Source organism: Agrobacterium sp. AGB01, assembly GCF_014851585.1.
Classification (GTDB): Bacteria; Pseudomonadota; Alphaproteobacteria; order Rhizobiales; family Rhizobiaceae; genus Agrobacterium.
The window spans coordinates 62,840-77,355 of sequence record NZ_JACVAB010000001.1 but is presented as its reverse complement, the minus strand read 5'-3'; the positions used below and the strand labels follow the sequence as shown (position 1 = coordinate 77,355).

The following is a 14,516-nucleotide window of genomic DNA, read 5'->3' as shown; positions in this document are numbered from 1 at the left end:
ATGCACCCGCAACACCGCGCAATCAAGTGGGTGAATGACTGGGTTCCAAAAGATCCCAGCGATTGCCGTAAAGGTCTTCGAACACGGCCACTGAACCATAGATCTCATGGCGCGGCTGTTCCAGGAAATGCACACCCTTGGCCAGCATCGCGGCATAGTCACGTGCGAAGTCGTCCGTGTTCAAAAAGAAACCGACACGACCGCCGGTCTGATTGCCAATGGCGAGCATTTGTTCCTCACCGTCCGCCTCGGCCAGCAACAGGCCACAACCATCCGCCCCATTAGGCTTCACCACCAGCCAGCGTTTACCATCCGGCAGCGGTTCATCAGCAAGGCACTCAAAACCGAGTGTCTCGCAATAGAATGTTTTGGCCCGATCGTAGCTGTCAACAACCAACGTAACCAACGCAATGCGGCGGTTTCGCGCAAAATCGGCACTCATGCTTTTTCATCCTTGGAAGGGGTATGTTTTGCGCCGCCCCGTTTGAGATTGCGTCTGACCATTGAAAGCTGCGCTCCACCGGTGGCAAAAGCCAACGCAAAGTAAACCGCCATGGAAACCACTATCAACCCGGCAATGGTGCCAGCCCGAACAGCGAAATGCCCATTGGACAACCAAGGATGCAGCCAGCCCATGGCAAACCAGATTAATGTCGCCATAACCGCTGACGCAAACAGCAGGCGCGGGATACGGGTCAGAAGCGGCATATCAATCTGCCAATGGCCACGCTTTACCAGCATTGCAAACAACATGGCGGCATTGACCCAACCAGCCACAATTTCCGCAGTGGCAATGCCAGCGCCATCAAAACGCGGAAACAGATAAAGCGCCAGCGACACGTTTACTACAACGGAAATGCCAGCAAACATCATTGGCGTTCTGGTATCTTCGCGTGCAAAAAATCCGGGAATGAAGGCTTTGATCAGAACGAATGCTGGAAGGCCCAGTCCGTAGATACCAAGAATTTCAGCGACCTTGACCGTCGCATCGGCTGAGAAGTTACCGCGTTGGTACAGCAACTGAACAATCGGCTCTGCCATGACCAACAAAGCTGCTGCGGCAGGCAGTGTTAGAAATAGGACAAACTCGACGGAGCGGTTCTGCAACGTCGCCGCCTCAACATGCTGGCCGCCACGCAGGGCGCGCGACAGTTCCGGCAGCAACACTGTGGCAACGGCGATGCCGACGACGCCGAGCGGCAGTTGATAAACGCGATCAGCATAGGCAAGCGAGGCAATAGTCCCCTCACCGCCAGACGCGATCGCCGTATTGATCAGCAGGTTGATCTGCGTAATGCCGCCAGTAATTGCCGCAGGCAATGCCAATATCAATAGCCGGCTAACGTTTTTTGTCAAACGAGGACGTCGGAAGCCGATGCGCATACCAGCATTGCGAACCGCTACCCATACGATGGCAAGCTGCACGACACCGGCAACCATGACACCCCAAGACAGGCCATAACCCACTTCCAGCGGATCATGGCCACCATACCATGCCCAGCCGAGAACACCGATCAGGATGATATTGAGGAAAACCGGTGCGATGGCGGCTGCGAAATAACGGTGCAGCGAGTTCAGCATACCGCCCATCATCGCGGCCAGCGACATGCAGGCCAGATAGGGGAACATGATGGTAGCAAGCTGAACGGTGTTGTCGAACTTGACTGTATCGTCGACAAAGCCCGGCGCGATGATGGTGCGCACCAGAAGCGGCATGGCCAACTCCATGGCGATTGTCAGGGCCATCAGCACAGTAAACAGGACGCCGAAAACCTCTTCGGAAAACCTTCTTGCACCCTCCATGCCGCTTGCCTCGATTTCCTTGGCAAACAGCGGCACGAAGGCCGAATTGAACGCTCCTTCGGCAAACAGGCGTCGGAAGGTGTTGGGAAACCGGAATGCGGCGTTGAACGCATCCGCCACCGGTCCCGTACCAAGTGCCGCAGCCATCAGCATTTCACGCATGAAACCAAACACACGGCTGCCCAGCGTGCCGGCGCCAACTGTTGCGAATTTTTTGAGAAGGCTCATGCCTGGGCTTTCATGCGATTGTTTGCGGCTTCCGCTGAGGAAACAGTGGCCGCCTCACCGGTCGCGGCCAACAAATCCTCGGGGTCGGCCATGATGTTTTTCAAACGCGCCACGATTGTGGACTGACGGTTGTCATTCATCACCTTCTGGCCGGTGAGATCGGTGACATAGAAAGTATCGATGACCTTTTCACCGAAAGTCGTGATGCGTGCCGAGGCAATATCGAGCGACAGATCGGCAATGGTCGCGGTGATGTCGGCCAGCAGACCCGTACGGTCAAGGCACTCGACCTCAACAACCGTGAACTTGTTCGACAGACCGTTGGAGATGATAACCGACGGCGGAATTTTGAAGGTCCGGTTCTTTTTCTTCGACTTGGTGCGAGTCGCAATCACTTCCGGCAAACGTTTGGTGCCCGACAGCACCTCTTCGATCAACTTGCAGATATTGGCGCCACGGCGCATCTCGTCCTCATCGATCGGGAATTCGCGATTGATGAGAATGGTGTCGAGCGCACGACCGTCAGAGGTCGTGAAAATCTGCGCATCAGCAATGTTGGCACCAGCAGCGGCGCAGGCACCGGCAATCACCGACAAAAGACGCGGATGGTCGGGTGCCAAAATGGTGATTTCGGTGATAGCGTGGAAGGAGTGGGTGCGCACCATGGTGGCAAGCGCTTTTTCTTCCTTGTCGGCCGCCCTCAGGAACTTTGTGTGGCGTATCTGGTCATCCAGATCGACCGACAGAAGATAGGGCTCGTAATGCAGACCGGTATATTTGCGGCGTGCCTTCTGGCCCCAGTCGGTAAGCGCGTCATAGAGTTTTTCGCGAGCAACCTTGGCACGTTCTTTACGCGAAACTTCAGAAAAACCGCCAGATAATAGCAGTTCCGTTTCATAGTAGAGCGTGCGCAGAAGCTGGCCTTTCCAGCCATTCCAGACATCAGGCCCTACGGCACGAATATCGCAGACCGTCAGGATCAGCAGCATTTTCAGCCGTTCCATCGACTGTACCTTGTCGGCAAAATCGGCAATGGTCTTGCGGTCATGCAGGTCGCGTGTCTGCGCGACCATCGACATCAGCAGATGCTGTTCGATGAGCCAGGTCACGGTTTCCGTCTGCTTTACGTTCAAACGGAAACGCTGGCAGAATTTACGGGCGACGCGTGCACCGGCAATCGAGTGATCTTCCTGCCGTCCCTTTGCAACGTCATGCAGCAGCACAGCAACATAAAGCGCTTCGCGGTCTTCGATCATCGGCATCAACTGGTTGACCAGCGGATGCGTATCGATGGCTTGGCCCTTTTCGATTTCCGAGAGAACCGCAACAGAGCGGATAAGATGCTCATCAACCGTGTAGTGGTGATACATGTTGAACTGCATCATCGCGACGATCTTGCCAAACTCCGGAATGAATTTGCCGAGCACACCCGCCTCGTTCATGCGTCGCAACATCAAAGCCGGGTCGCGCCGCGATGTCAGGATCGACAGGAAAAGACGGTTGGCCTCGTCATTCTCCCGCACCTTGTTATCGATCAGCGACAGTGAGCGCGTGAGAACACGCAGTGCATCCGGATGCAGTTCCAAATCATTGATGTCGGCAATGTGAAACAGACGAATGATGTTGACAGGATCGCGCTTGAAGACATCGGGATCGGCCAGTGCGATACGACCGCGGTCTTCTACAAATTCCACGCTGCCAGCAATCTTACGCACGCGGTTGGTAAAGCGGTTCAGAACACCGGTGAGGCCGGGAACAGCCTTGGCCTGCCGGTCTTCCAGCGCCGCGCAGACGATGCGCGTCAGATCGCCCACGTCCTTTGCGACAAGAAAATAATGCTTCATGAAACGTTCAACGGCGGACAGGCCGGGACGCGGCTGATAACCAAGCGCGGCGGCAATTTCCCGCTGAATATCAAAAGACAGCCGCTCTTCTGCTTTATTGGTCAGAAAGTGCATCTGGCAGCGAACGGCCCAGAGAAAATCATCTGCCTTTTCGAACAGCTTCAATTCGCGGCGTGAGAGCACACCGAGCTTTACGAGTTCGGCGGCGTCGCGTACGTGGTAATAATATTTAGCGATCCAGAACAGCGTGTGCAGGTCGCGCAGACCGCCCTTGCCTTCCTTCACGTTTGGCTCCACCAGATAACGCGTGTCACCTGCCTTGCGGTGGCGCTGGTCGCGCTCAGCGAGCTTGGCGGCAATAAACTCCGGCCCGGTACCGGTGATCACTTCGGCGTCAAAGCGTTTTTGCAGATCGTCCGACAATGCCATCTTGCCGCAGATGTAGCGCATTTCCAGAATGGCGGTGCGGATGGTCATGTCGGATTTTGAAAGGCGGATACATTCCTCAACCGTGCGGGTGGCATGGCCAACTTTGAAGCCAAGATCCCAGAGAATGTAGAGAACAAACTCGACTGCCTTTTGCATATCCTGCGAATTCTTGGGTGGCAGAAGAAACAGAAGGTCGATGTCGGAGCCAGGCGCCAGCGTATCACGGCCATAACCGCCGACGGCGGTCACGGTAATTTCAGCAGCATCGCGTGGATAAACGTAACTGACCGCCAGATGGTACAACACCTCGATCAGGCGGTCCTGCAACCAGGATATACGGCGTGCACAATCCAGTCCGCCACCGTCCGCATCCAAAATCTGGCGTGCCGTTTTCCGTCCTTCGTTGCTTGCCTTGCGGAAGATTGGCAATAGTTGCGAACGTGCATCCAGAAGCGGTTTGCCGCTTCCGGCAAACACTGCGTCGCATTCCTTCTGAAAAGCCTCGACGTCGAGGATTTCGGAGTAATCGATTTCCTTGTGGGCCATAAAGCCTGCATCCATTCTGCTTAAGGGTCGCCATAGCCTACCGTAATGGCAAAGGCCTATAGCGATTTTGGGGCGTCATGGACAGGCAATTTAGCGCTCAAGCATTGCCAAGTTGTTTCTTGAGCGCATAAAGCGCGTCCAGAGCCTCACGAGGCGTCATCTCATCGGGATTGAGCGCCTTGACCGCTTCCTCCACCTTAGAAGCGCTGGCTTTACGGGTGTCCTCACGACGCACTGCCATCTGGAACAGTGGCAGGTCATCGATCAACTGGCTTGCCGGGTTCTTGCGATCGGCATCTTCAAGTCGTGTCAACACATCGCGCGCACGGTCCACCACGGAAGCAGGCAGGCCAGCCAGTCGCGCCACCTGAATACCGTAGGAGCGGTCTGCCGCACCGGGGCCAACTTCGTGCAGGAAAATAACCTCGCCGTCCCATTCCTTGACGCGCATGGTAGCGTTGGACAGTCGGCCAAGCTTTTCCGACAACACGGTAAGTTCATGGAAATGCGTGGCAAACAGTCCGCGGCAGGCATTGATTTCATGCAGATGCTCAACGGCTGCCCATGCGATGGAAAGACCATCAAATGTCGCTGTGCCACGACCAATTTCATCAAGAATAACCAAGGAGCGTTCGGTCGCCTGATTAAGAATGGCAGCGGTTTCCACCATCTCAACCATGAAGGTCGAACGGCCGCGAGCCAGATCATCGGATGCGCCAACACGCGAAAACAGACGGTCGACGATACCGATATGAGCAGTCTCGGCCGGTACAAAAGACCCTGCCTGTGCCATGATGGCAATCAGGGCGTTCTGGCGCAGGAAGGTCGATTTACCGCCCATGTTCGGGCCTGTCAGCAACCAGATTGCACCATTCTTGTCGCCGTTCTGCGCAGAAAGATCACAATTATTGGCAATGAACGGACCGACAGACTGGCGTCGCAGCGCCTGTTCGACCACCGGGTGGCGTCCGCCCTTGATGGCAAATGTCATCGAGCCATCAACGACCGGACGGCAGTAGGCCTGCTCAACCGCCAGATAGGCCAGACCAGCAGCGACATCGATAACTGCAAGCGCCAGCGCGCCAGCCTTGATGGCTTCAGCTTCTGAAACCACGGCTGATGTCATCTGCTCAAATGCCTCAAGCTCCATGGTCAAGGCTTGGGCTGCTGCATTGGCAATGCGGCTTTCCAGATCCGCCAGTTCAGTGGTGGTAAAGCGCATGGCGCCGGCCATGGTCTGACGATGGATAAACCGGGCCTTCGCCTCATCACTCGCCATCATGACGTCGGCATTACCGGCCGTCACCTCAATGAAATACCCAAGCACATTGTTGTGTTTGATCTTCAGCGATTTGATGCCGGTTTCCTCGGCATATTTCAGCTGCAAACCAGCCACCACCCGCCGTGACTGGTCACGCAGTGCCCGCACTTCGTCCAGTTCCGGGTTGGCACCGTCGCGCAGAAAACCACCGTCTCTTTTCAACAGCGGCATTTCGTCGGCCAGCATGGAGCCAAGCATGGCCTCCAAGCCTTTTGGCAGGGATTTGAGGGCCGAGAGCGCGCCAGCCAGTTCTTCCGGCAACAGACCTTCCTCAAGCAGCGAGGCAATGCTGGATGCGATCGAAAGGCCTTGGCGGATAGCGCCAAGATCACGTGGGCCGCCGCGTTCCAGTGCCAGACGCGACAAGGCACGCGGCATATCCGGCACATGTTTCAGTGCTTCACGCAGCCGCTCTGCCATTGCGTTATCATCGATCAGCCATGAGACCGAATCGAGCCGCGCATTGATCTTGTCCGGATCCGTCAGAGGTGACAGCAGGCGCTCCGCCAGAAGTCTCGCGCCACCGCCGGTAACGGTGCGGTTGATAGCACTCAGCAATGCGCCTTCGCGTTCACCGGAAAGCGTCTTTGCGAGTTCCAGATTGGCGCGGGTGGCAGGATCGATAAATAGGGTTGATGCTGCACTTTCGCGTTCCGGCGCACCCAAGGGTGGTCGCTCTGAAATCTGCGTTTTTTCGACATAGGCAACGGCCGCGGCCGCTGCGGCCAGTTCGACACGCGAAAAACTGCCAAATCCATCCAACGTCGTGACGCCAAAATAACGGGCGATACGGCCTTCTGCCGTCGCGCTGTCGAACAAAACAGCAGGCTGCGGGACGGCAACACGGCCGAGCACATCAAATACCGGCTTCAGTTCAGCATCGTGAAACAACGTATCGGCAACGATCAGTTCGCGCGGGTCAATACGCCATATATCGGCGAGAAGCCTCGTCAGGTTCGTCTCTGAAAGACGGAAAACACCCGTTGAAATATCGATCCAAGCCAGTGCGAACTGCACTTCGGCACCGCCGCGGATGCGGGTCAGCGCCATCAGGTAGTTGGATTCGGTCGCGACAAGCAGTTTTTCTTCGGTCAGCGTACCGGGTGTCACCAGACGCACCACGTCGCGTCGGACGACGGATTTCGAGCCACGCTTTTTGGCTTCGGCCGGATCTTCGACCTGTTCACAGACGGCGACCCGAAAACCGCGGGTAATCAGTTTCTGAAGATAATCATCCGCTGCATGCACGGGCACGCCGCACATCGGAATATCCTGTCCGAGATGCTGGCCGCGTTTGGTCAGTGTAATGCCAAGCGCACGCGATGCCGCCACGGCGTCGTCGAAAAACAATTCGTAAAAATCGCCCATGCGATAGAACAGCAGCGAACCGGGATTGTTCGATTTTATCTCAATATACTGCTCCATCATCGGCGTTGCCGATGCACGGCTTTCTTCTGATATCAGCGAGGCGTGGGAATGAACGTCCGTCAATGGCTTAATCGACAATCTGGTCTGTTGCGGGAAACGAGCGGCCAAACTAGCGGTTTTGTCCCTTGCAACACAACATGGGCAGCACCGCTTCCCACAGGAAGCTGGTGCGACGAGCCCTTATTCGGGTGCGATAAGCACCCATCAATACAGGTTAGCTGGCGAAACGGCCGGCATCTGCGCCATAATAATTGACGTAACGGCCGGCGATTGCCGACACGGGAAGCACGACCAGTACATCCGTTGTGTTGAAGGCGTGGTCGACAACGGCACCGGAACCGAACATCGCACCAAGGCGCATATAGCCCTTGACCAATGGTGGCATGGACGACACGGCACGGCGGGCATGGACGGCCTCGACTGGCATGAGGTCCATGTCACGGTAAAGTTCGGGACGTGCACTGACTGCCCATTCGCCCTTTGCCGTGTTGTGATGATGCAGGAATGACAGCGCAAGCGCATGGCTTTCCGGGCTGACACCCGGGAACGATGCGCAACCGAACATGCCGTCCATTCTGTGGCGCAGGGCGTAAGCCCAGTTGCCTTGCCACAACAATTCAACGGTGCGCTTGGTGCGGTATTCCGGCAGCACGCACGATCGACCCAGCTCCATGAACTGCTTGTCAGGGTGGCGCTCCAGGAGATCACCGATCTGGAATTCCGAAGCGGAATAAAAACCACCATGGGCCAGAGCCGTGTCCTGCCGCAGCAAACGGTATGTGCCGACGATCTGGTCTTCCGTATCGCCTTCGATAGCGCGGTCAAGCACCAGAAGATGATCACAGATGGCGTCGTAGGCATCGACGTCGCGTTTGCGCCGCATGGCGTCGGAAGGAAGGCTTGCCCTCATCTCCTCGACAAACACCCGGTAACGGACGGATTGGGCCGCATCAACCTCGCGTTCATTGACCGCAAGGCGGGTTTCCAATGTACCGATACGGCCCAGAAGACCGCTGTCAAGTTGCGGCTTGCCGATGACCTGAGCGACCGAAGCGCCCTGTTCGGAAATATCGCGGTTCAGTATTTCTGTGACCATGGAGAATCGCTCCGCCACCGATTGAGTTCGGCTGTCATAAATCACTTATTGACGACAGAATAGTGACAATAGAGCCCTGCGGCGAAAAGGAACATCGGTCAATTGTAACAGGGCAAACCACTTAAGGTTGGTACCTACTGCACCATGCTTTCCATCTGTGGCAACAGGGCGTGGATTTCCTCCAGCAGTTGCTTGGGATCGGCCGGTTTTGCCAGAACCGTACTCACACCTGCGTCCAATACGGATTTGCGCGTTTCAGCCGATGTGTCGGCGCTTAGAACGATAACCGGCACGCGCGGCCAATGCGCATATTCCCGGCAAATATGCGGTAGAACATCCAAGGCTTCGCCACCTGGCATATTGAGGTCTGAAATAATCAGGTCCGGACGAATGGCGGCACCGGGGACTGCGGCAGCCAGCAGCGCTGGAAAATCCGTCACCAAATGCACATCGTGACCGGATTTTTCCAAAACAACACGCAGAATACGCGCGTTGACCGGATCATCTTCTGCCACCAGAACCATCGGCTTGCGGCCGGCCGGATGTTCGATATCAGCACCGCCGAAACCGGGCTGGTTGTCATTGATGGCATCACGACGCTCCATGCCACGAAGGCGCCCACTCAACACGTCCGCGAGTGATTTTTCCCGCAAGGGACGAATTAGCCAGGCGTCGTAACCGCCCTGCAGTTGGGTTGCACGTTCTTCCGGATTGACCATCAGGATGCGGCGCACAGGTTTTTCCGACAGGCAAGGCCAGCGTTTTACAATATCGGCAAACAGGGTCGCGCAACGATGGTCGACAATGATGTCGCTGATCGCCTCGTCCTCCTGCGCGCTGTCGAGATCAAGCGCCTCTACGCCTGCCATATCCGATACAACACGGCACCGCCCGCCCAAGGAGTGGATGGACGCCTTGGCGGCCATTGCTGTCATTCCCTCCGGCGATAGAACCAACACATTGCTTTTGGTCAGCATCGTGCGGCGGGCTTCATCATCCTCACCCGATGCATCGGCAACGGCCCGAAAACGCAGGATGAAGACACTGCCCTTGCCTTTGGCGCTTTCAACACTCAAGGTGCCACCAAATTCACGCACGATACGTGCCGAAATTGCCAATCCAAGTCCCGTTCCGGCACTGCGTTGGCGGGCAGAACCGGCCTGTTCAAATTCTCCGAAGATCCGCGCCTGTTCAGTTTTGGTCATGCCCGGACCTGTATCGGATATCGAGAGAATAAGATTGTCTCCATCCATTAGGGTACGGATCAGCACGCCCCCCGAGGTGGTGAATTTGACGGCATTTCCAATCAGATTAAACAGCACCTGGCGCAATCTTGCCGGATCGAAGTCAAGGTATTCCGGCACATCGGATGCAACCGTCGAGGCGATCTCAATACCTTTTTCATGAGCACGATGGGCAAGCATTTCGACGATGCTTTCAATGAGCCGACGGAGATTTTCCGCACGTGGGTTCAGGCGGAAACGGCCAGCTTCCATGGTCGAAAAATCAAGCAGATCCTCAACCAGTTGCACCAGTCCCTGCCCGGACTGGCGGGTGCCATCAAGGTAGTTGCGCTGCTCATCATTGAGCTTTGTCTGCGACAACAAGTGGTTCATTCCGAGAATACCGCTGAGAGGCAGGCGAATTTCATGGGCGACAGTGGCCAAAAGCCTGCTTTTGACAGCACTTTCCTTTTCGGCTTTTTGCCGTGCTTCCTCGCGCATCATCAAGGCGCGGCGTTCATCCGTCACGTCGCGTGCCACGGACTGGATAACCAGACGGTTGCTTTGCCCCAGACGCACCACGGCATCCTGCCAGGTGAAAATGCGCTGTCCGTAGGGTGTGGCAATTTCCACGTCGTAACAATGCGCCTTGCCGCCGGGACGGAATGCAACGCCAATTTCCTCGCAGCTCATGCCATCAGGTGCATTGCAGCCAGTCATTTCCCGAAACGTATTATTGGCCTCAATGATACGACGATCCATGCCACGCAGAACCGCGATATCACCCATGGCATCATGGATGGCTGGCAAGAAGGATCCGACTACCTGTTCATCTGGGCTGTCACTTGAGGTTTTGACAAAGTGATTCAGCCCGCGGAAAACCGGAACCGCAACAGCACCGAGTGTAGCCAGAGAAGCGAGCGAAAGAGACCAGCCGGCAAGCCCGCTCCACAAAAACGGCAGAGTGGAAACAACGCCAGCACCCGCGGCAAGCCAGATGAACGGCGCTCTGCTCTGCTGACCCGACGGGTCAACGGAGAGCTGATCCGCAGGGGTCGCGGTCTGCGCAGGGTATTTGCCGTCCGCCTTGCCTTGCAGGGCAGACGCATCCTCAAGGACGCCGGAAATTTGCTTGCGAAGATGTGCAGGGTCGCTCATACCCAATCTCTACCATGTCAGCGGTTTTGATTGGCTTTGCCTAAACGATAAAAGTTTAATCTTTCTGCGCGTCTTTGGCCGTTTTCATCTGCAAAACTTCATCCAGAATGACGCAGGCCGCCCCGATGCTGATGAAGCTGTCGGCAAGGTTAAACACGGCAAATGACCATGTTTGCGTGTGAAACAGGATGTAGTCGATGACGTGGCCATACAGAAAACGGTCGAAGATATTGCCGAGCGCGCCGGCAATGATCAGTGCGAAACCCAGATGCGCAAAACTGCGGTCCTTGGGCGTTTTTTTCCACATCCAGATGACAAAAACCACAATGACCAGACGCATGGTCACGATGAACCAACCGTCCATGTCCGACAGCATGGAAAATGCAACGCCCAGATTATAGGTCCGGTAGAGCGCCAGCATCGGAATAACAGGCACCATTTCCTGCAGAGGCAGATAAAGCTCAACCAGTGTTTTGACGATCTGGTCGATCACCAGCAATGAGACAATGAGCGCCAAAGCCGGGACCAATCGGGAAAACATGCCTGTTTTTTCCATTACGTGCGGAGCTCCAGATCAAGCAGATGTCGCCGCGCTTCAAAAAGCATCACGGCTGTTGCCACCGCAAGGTTGAGTGAATCCGCCCTACCTTGCTGGGGAATACGCGCCAGACGATCCGCCTTGGAGGCAAGTTCCTCTGGCAGACCGGACTGTTCGTTGCCCATCATCAGCACAACCGGCTTGCCCTTGTACGCAATGGTCCGGTAATCCACCGAGCCGGCCAGATGCGTGGCGACAAGATTGACGCCGGACTGCTTTTTCCATTGCAAGAACTCGTCGACGCTGGCCCTGGTAACAGGAACAGCAAACACGGAGCCCATGGTTGCACGCACCGTTTCCAGCGAAAACGGATCCGTGCAATCGCCAATCAGGATAACGCCGGATGCGCCAGCCGCATCAGCGGTGCGGATAATCGTTCCGAGATTGCCGGGATCGCGCACTCTGTCGAGCGCCACGAAGGTCTGGCTTTCCGATGGCTGAATATCGCGCAGCGCGCGCCATTTCTGCTCGAAGATACCAACGACCATTTGTGGATTATCGCGACGGGTGATCGAAGAAATAACCTTCTCGCTGACTTCCAGAACCAGTCCGCCTGACGCAACTGTTTTTGTCGCAACCTTTTCCACCAGAGGCTTGCCCTTGGCAGCCTTGGCATAGACGAGCGTGCGGATTGTCCAGCCCAACTCCAATGCGTCGATGACCAGCTTCAGGCCTTCCGCCATGAAGGTACCGCTCTCTTCGCGACCTTTTTTCTGGGTCAGAGCCTTGATATCCTTGACGATGGGATTGGTCAGGCTGGTGACTTCCTTCACCTGGCCAACGCGCCGCGGTGTTCCGGCTTGATAGTCCTTACTCATTTCGGCTCCCACCGGCTAAACAGGGATGTAGACAGAGCACGACCCGGCGTCTTGCCATCAAGCCCCGCTTCACGAATAACGAGTTCGCCGGAGGCAATCGTTCCACCGGCCCCGCGCATGATATCCATCAGCAGCTCATGGGTGGAATAGAAACTGGCGCGGATCGAATAGGCTGTGAGAACAAGGCCTAATGCCTTTGGTGACAGGATTTCACGGCAGATATCCAGCATCAGCGGCAGGTGGTCGAAAAGCTGCCACACCTCACCATTGGTACCACGACCGAACTTCGGCGGGTCCGTCAGAATGATATCGTAGGTGCTGCCACGGCGCTCTTCGCGCTGAATGAACTTCATGGCATCTTCGCAAATCCAGCGGATTGGCGCTTTTTCAAGTCCGGCAAGTGCCTGGTTTTCCTTTGCCCAGTTGATCGCCTTTTTTGACGCATCGACGTGGGTTACTTCTGCGCCAGCAGCGGCGGCAACAAGGGAGGCAACGCCGGTATAACCGAAGAGGTTCAGAACCTTGACCGGACGGCCTGCATTTTCAACGGCATGTTTCAACCACTGCCAATGCACGATTTGCTCCGGGAACACGCCAACATGGCGAAATGCCGTGAACCGTCCGAGAAAATCGACGCCCAGCAGCGACAGCGGCCAGGTTTCACCAAGAGCCGCCTTCGGGAAACGCCAGCGTCCCATACCGTCTTCGTCGGTGTCGCCGGTAAAGACAGCGTCGACATTTTCCCAGACACGCGGGTCAAGATTTGGCCGCCACAGCGCTTGCGCTTCCGGTCTGACGATACGGTATTCACCATATTGCTCAAGCTTCAGGCCATTACCGCTATCGATCAGGTGGAAATCACCGGCACCGGTCGATTCCAGAATGACCGGCACCTGTTCTACAGGGCGTTCACCGGTGCGGTTCATCAGGCTACGCTGCGGGATGGGTGCCGCGGATGCAGCAGCAACATCCTTTTGCGCAATCTTGTCTTTTGGCGCCACAGCGGGTCTGGCAGGCCGAGTGTCCTCCTGGCGGCGCTGCGTTTGCCCGCGCTCCCTGGAGGATGCGGATTTTTCCGGGCGGACCGGGCGGGATTGTTTTTTATCCTGTCCGGCAAAGTTCTTGCCACCGGACCGGTTATCTTTTTTCTTCAACGGAAGTTTTCCCATTTCAGGCTATTTTGTCTTGGCAAAGCCAATAGCATCAGTGTGGCGCGTGGCAAAGGCCTCAGCGCGATTGCACGAAAAACAGCGATAGAAAAGGCGTTAACTCGCGCCAGCGTTCACTTGGCTGGCAGCTGGGCGTCTGAATGAACGACGGTTGCGCGGGCGGCGACAGCCTTCTGGCGGTCCGCTTCGGCATGCCAACGATTGGCTTCCTTCGCCTCAACACGCGCACGCTTGCGATGTTTGCCCTGTGTGACCCAGGTTGCCGCCGAGCCTACGAGAATACCGAAAATAACGGCGAGAAACAGGAAAACAAAAAACGGTGCGGAGAAAGACAAAACGCTGTCTTCCGGCCGGAACGGATTAAGCGCCAGCGTAACCGACTGGCGATTGGCAACGGACAGGACGATCAGCACGATACCCAGCGGAACCAAAACCAGAAGGTTGATGATCTTTTTCGACATGGGATACTCCGTTCATGCTTTTCATCACGATGCGCAAAGGATGAAACCATCCAGCGGCATCCTCACAAACTCAATCTTCGTCGTCGTCCTCGACATCGCCCATACCAGGGTTCAGGCGTTCACGCAGTTCCTTGCCGGTTTTAAAGAAAGGAACCCACTTTTCTTCAACGAAAACGGATTCACCTGTACGTGGGTTGCGACCGGAACGAGAAGGACGGTTTTTAACCGAGAAGGCGCCGAAGCCACGCAGTTCAACGCGGTTACCACCCGCCAGAGCATCCGTGATTTCGTCAAGAACCGCGTTGACGATGTTTTCCACGTCGCGGTGATAAAGGTGCGGATTACGCGCAGCAACAATCTGCACCAGTTCAGACTTAATCACGACGGCCCCCTG

General features: G+C 56.0%; 11 protein-coding genes. All 11 read right to left on the bottom strand.

Translation table 11 applies throughout. The features are described 5' to 3' along the window. Window positions 1-22: 22 nt before the first annotated feature. The 11 genes from IB237_RS00380 to IB237_RS00330 all read right to left on the bottom strand — a co-directional run bounded on the left by IB237_RS00380 (window position 23) and on the right by IB237_RS00330 (window position 14,504). Window positions 23-442, bottom strand: a complete 420-nt coding sequence (locus IB237_RS00380) for a VOC family protein (RefSeq protein WP_192486648.1) — start codon at window positions 440-442, stop codon at window positions 23-25. Continuing rightward, entirely contained in the window at window positions 439-2,031 is a 1,593-nt protein-coding gene (murJ, locus tag IB237_RS00375; RefSeq protein WP_192486647.1) for a murein biosynthesis integral membrane protein MurJ, read from the bottom strand. The genes IB237_RS00380 and murJ overlap by 4 nt, the downstream gene beginning before the upstream one ends. Further along, the gene (locus IB237_RS00370) at window positions 2,028-4,850 is read right to left on the bottom strand and encodes a [protein-PII] uridylyltransferase (RefSeq protein WP_192486646.1); all 2,823 of its coding nucleotides are present in this window, start codon (window positions 4,848-4,850) and stop codon (window positions 2,028-2,030) included. Before IB237_RS00370 ends, murJ begins: the two co-directional genes overlap by 4 nt. A 97-nt stretch (window positions 4,851-4,947) precedes the next feature. Further along, window positions 4,948-7,662, bottom strand: a complete 2,715-nt coding sequence (gene mutS / locus IB237_RS00365; RefSeq protein ID WP_371815211.1) for a DNA mismatch repair protein MutS — start codon at window positions 7,660-7,662, stop codon at window positions 4,948-4,950. A 151-nt stretch (window positions 7,663-7,813) separates the two neighbouring features. Continuing rightward, on the bottom strand, window positions 7,814-8,695 hold the full coding sequence (locus IB237_RS00360; protein ID WP_192486645.1) for a GNAT family N-acetyltransferase: 882 nt from the start codon (window positions 8,693-8,695) through the stop codon (window positions 7,814-7,816). 134 nt (window positions 8,696-8,829) lie between these two features. After that, window positions 8,830-11,076, bottom strand: a complete 2,247-nt coding sequence (locus IB237_RS00355; RefSeq protein WP_192486644.1) for a hybrid sensor histidine kinase/response regulator — start codon at window positions 11,074-11,076, stop codon at window positions 8,830-8,832. A gap of 55 nt (window positions 11,077-11,131) precedes the next feature. After that, on the bottom strand, window positions 11,132-11,617 hold the full coding sequence (lspA, locus tag IB237_RS00350; RefSeq protein WP_371815210.1) for a signal peptidase II: 486 nt from the start codon (window positions 11,615-11,617) through the stop codon (window positions 11,132-11,134). Window positions 11,618-11,631: 14 nt separating this feature from the next. Beyond that, entirely contained in the window at window positions 11,632-12,492 is an 861-nt protein-coding gene (locus tag IB237_RS00345) for an RNA methyltransferase (RefSeq protein WP_192486642.1), read from the bottom strand. Further along, complete coding sequence (locus tag IB237_RS00340) at window positions 12,489-13,646, bottom strand: class I SAM-dependent methyltransferase (protein WP_192486641.1); 1,158 nt, start codon at window positions 13,644-13,646, stop codon at window positions 12,489-12,491. Before IB237_RS00340 ends, IB237_RS00345 begins: the two co-directional genes overlap by 4 nt. Window positions 13,647-13,774: 128 nt before the next feature. Continuing rightward, on the bottom strand, window positions 13,775-14,122 hold the full coding sequence (locus IB237_RS00335) for a DUF1049 domain-containing protein (RefSeq protein WP_192486640.1): 348 nt from the start codon (window positions 14,120-14,122) through the stop codon (window positions 13,775-13,777). 70 nt (window positions 14,123-14,192) lie between these two features. Then, window positions 14,193-14,504, bottom strand: coding sequence for an integration host factor subunit beta (locus IB237_RS00330; protein ID WP_192486639.1), 312 nt, complete (start codon window positions 14,502-14,504; stop codon window positions 14,193-14,195). Window positions 14,505-14,516: the final 12 nt, after the last annotated feature.